At 48.9% G+C, this 2,694-nt stretch carries 3 protein-coding genes and 1 pseudogene; 1 reads left to right on the forward strand and 3 read right to left on the reverse strand.

All coding sequences use genetic code 11. The annotated features are described in order from the left end of the window. Positions 1-43 precede the first annotated feature (43 nt). The 3 genes from tnpC to tnpA all read right to left on the reverse strand — a co-directional run bounded on the left by tnpC (position 44) and on the right by tnpA (position 2,215). Positions 44-1,531: an IS66 family transposase gene (tnpC, locus tag C3B51_RS23150; RefSeq protein WP_130246543.1), complete on the reverse strand. Its 1,488-nt coding sequence runs from the start codon at positions 1,529-1,531 to the stop codon at positions 44-46. Positions 1,532-1,610: 79 nt separating this feature from the next. After that, complete coding sequence (tnpB, locus tag C3B51_RS23155) at positions 1,611-1,955, reverse strand: IS66 family insertion sequence element accessory protein TnpB (protein WP_130246544.1); 345 nt, start codon at positions 1,953-1,955, stop codon at positions 1,611-1,613. Further along, positions 1,952-2,215: an IS66 family insertion sequence element accessory protein TnpA gene (tnpA, locus tag C3B51_RS23160; protein ID WP_430929853.1), complete on the reverse strand. Its 264-nt coding sequence runs from the start codon at positions 2,213-2,215 to the stop codon at positions 1,952-1,954. Before tnpA ends, tnpB begins: the two co-directional genes overlap by 4 nt. Positions 2,216-2,523: 308 nt before the next feature. On the opposite strand from tnpA, the pseudogene C3B51_RS23170 reads away from it, so the two are divergent. Next, positions 2,524-2,673 (forward strand): annotated as a pseudogene (locus C3B51_RS23170) (transposase); the annotation flags it as partial. Positions 2,674-2,694 lie beyond the last annotated feature (21 nt).

Consider the following 2,694-nt stretch of genomic DNA (forward strand, 5'->3'; position numbering starts at 1 on the left):
TCCAGAGTTTTGAGTTTAAACGTAAACGTACGGCGAACTACACCTAGAGGCTAACATGCCAGGGCAGTAAACTGTCGATATCGCACTGTGGCTGAGCTAATTCGTTTAAGCAATAGATCACATAGTCGAATGGGGTGTGGCCGTTTGCTCTGGCTGTTTCGATCACGCTATAGAGGATTGCGCTACTCTCTGCCCCACTTGTGGTGAAGCTAAACAGCCAGTTCTTTCGCCCTATGACGAACGGTTTGATAGCCCGCTCTGCCCGGTTGTTGTCTATCTTTAGATGTCCGTCATCGAGGTAGCGAATGAGTTTCGGCCACTGCCTTAGCGTATAATGGACCGCCTCGCCCAGCTTCGATTTTGGTACCACCGTTTGTGCTGATTTATCTAACCAGGTTTTAAACTGGGCCAGCAGCGGTGCGCTTTGTTGTGCCCGTGCTGCCTGCCGCCCCTCAGCGCTTGCTGTTTTGTTTGCAGTTTCAACCCGATATAACTTTTGGATCTGGCTGAGCGCCCAGTTCGCCTTACCTGTTTTACCTTTGGCTTGCGCATCTGCGGCTTCTTTGAACTTGCGTCTTGCGTGCGCCCAGCAGCCAACCAGTGTCGCCTGCGTTTGCTCATAGCCCGCATAACCGTCAACTTGCAGATAGCCGTCGTAGCCCTGTAAAAATGCCACAGGACACCGACCCGCACGACTATTCTGATAGTCGAACAGGGCGATATTAGGGATGCTTGCCTCAGCCTCAGGCGAGTCCGTGCCGCTGCAATACAGCCACATGTAACTGAGCTGTTTGTGTTCTTTCACCACCTTAACCGTGGTTTCATCGCCGTGCAGCACTGGTTGCTGTAGCAACACTTGGTGCAGTCTGTCGTAGAGCGGTTTAAATAAACTGGCGCAGCGGATCACCCAGTCCGCCATGGTTCGCCTGCTAAGTGCGATACCATATTGGTTGAACAGGCTTTCCTGTCGATACAGCGGTAAGCCATATTGATATTTACTGGTGATAATTTGGCTTAGCAAGCTGGCCGTGGCAATGCCTTTCGGGACCGGGCTTTGTGGGACAGGCGCTTGTTTTATCTCAACCCGGGTTTGTGTTTTTTCACAGTGCCGGCAGCTGTATTTTGGCCTGACGTGTTCGATGACTTTGACCTGGGCCGGAATAAACTCCAGCTTTTCGCTCACATCCTCGCCCATTTTGTGCAGCTCACCGCCACAGCAGTCACACTGTTTGTTATCGATGTCATGCACGATACGTTCGCGGGGCAGCGTTTTTGGCAGAGGCTGGCGCGTCGGCTTTTTGCGCTGATACTCAATGGTTTCCGGGTCTTGCTCAGGTGCTTCTTCAACGAGCGTTTCGGCTTCATTGAACAAGTCAGTTTGTGCGGGGTGTGACTCACTGCTGGCCCCAAAACGTTTTTGCTGGGCCAGTCTGAATTGTTCTTCGAGGTAGTTATTACGCGCCTGAAGCTGAGCAATGATCTCTTCTTGCTTCGCGAGCTGCTGACGTAATACATCAAGTTCGTTTTGCATGTGTATTACTTTACCAGCTAAGTAGCTTTTTTAAATTAATGACTTAGATTAAATCGTGATCTAAAAATTCCTGTTATGATCATACGTTATAACCATAGCTGAGTGGCTTATGGGCAATGACCGATAAGCCAGACAATAACCACTGCCATTGTTCGGCGCTGAGCGTAACGACGTCATCGTCTTCTTTGTCGGGCCATTTAAACTTGTCTTTTTCAAGGCGCTTGTACCACAAGGCAAAGCCGGTTTTATCCCAATACAACACCTTCAGCTTGTCCTTGTTTTTATTACAAAATGCAAACACCTGGCCGCTCATCGCGTGTGCAGCCATTTCTTGCTCAACAATCGCCGCGAGGCCATTGATGGATTTACGAAAGTCTACCGGCTGGCGGTGTAAGTAAACAGCTTCACTTTGCCAACAGATCATGACAGCGCCCTGAGCAGTGCAGCCAACCACAGGACGTCTGTGTTTGATGGCAACAACACCGTACTCTGACCATGCTTGAGCTGCAACAACTCAGGCAGAGAAACGAACTCAGATGCAGCAGGTTTAGCGGCAATAAAAGATGACTCAGGTGGTTTTTTAGTGCGAAGTTTACTTCGGCGATTATAAAAAGACTTGGTACTGAGATTGTGTTGTGAGCAGAAATCACTGACAGACAAACCACTGAGTTCCTGTTGTTCGATTAAAAATTTTGAAAGACACCCACCCCAAACTGGCGTATAGGAGCTACGCCGTCTACCTTTAGGAAATACTCAATGGACTGAGGATAATGGACTATGCCAACAGCAAGGAAGCGGCAAGTTAGCTTGTCGGATACCAAATACTACCACTGCATATCCCGATGTGTTCGTCGGGCATTTCTATGTGGCCAAGACCGTTTAACGGGTCAATCTTATGGACGGAATTTTGAAAGACACCCACCCCAAACTGGCGTACAGGAGCTACGCCGTCTACCTTTAGGTAATACTCAATGGATTGAGAATAATGGACTATGCCAACAGCAAGGAAGCGGCAGGTTAGCCTATCGGATACCAAATACTACCACTGCATATCCCGATGTGTTCGTCGGGCATTTCTATGCGGCCAAGACCGCTTAACGGGTCAATCTTATGAACATCGTCGAGACTGGGTAGAAGAACAATTTTGAAAGACATATATGGAC

It is taken from the genome of Pseudoalteromonas rubra (assembly GCF_004212645.1).
Lineage (GTDB): Bacteria > Pseudomonadota > Gammaproteobacteria > Enterobacterales > Alteromonadaceae > Pseudoalteromonas > Pseudoalteromonas rubra_G.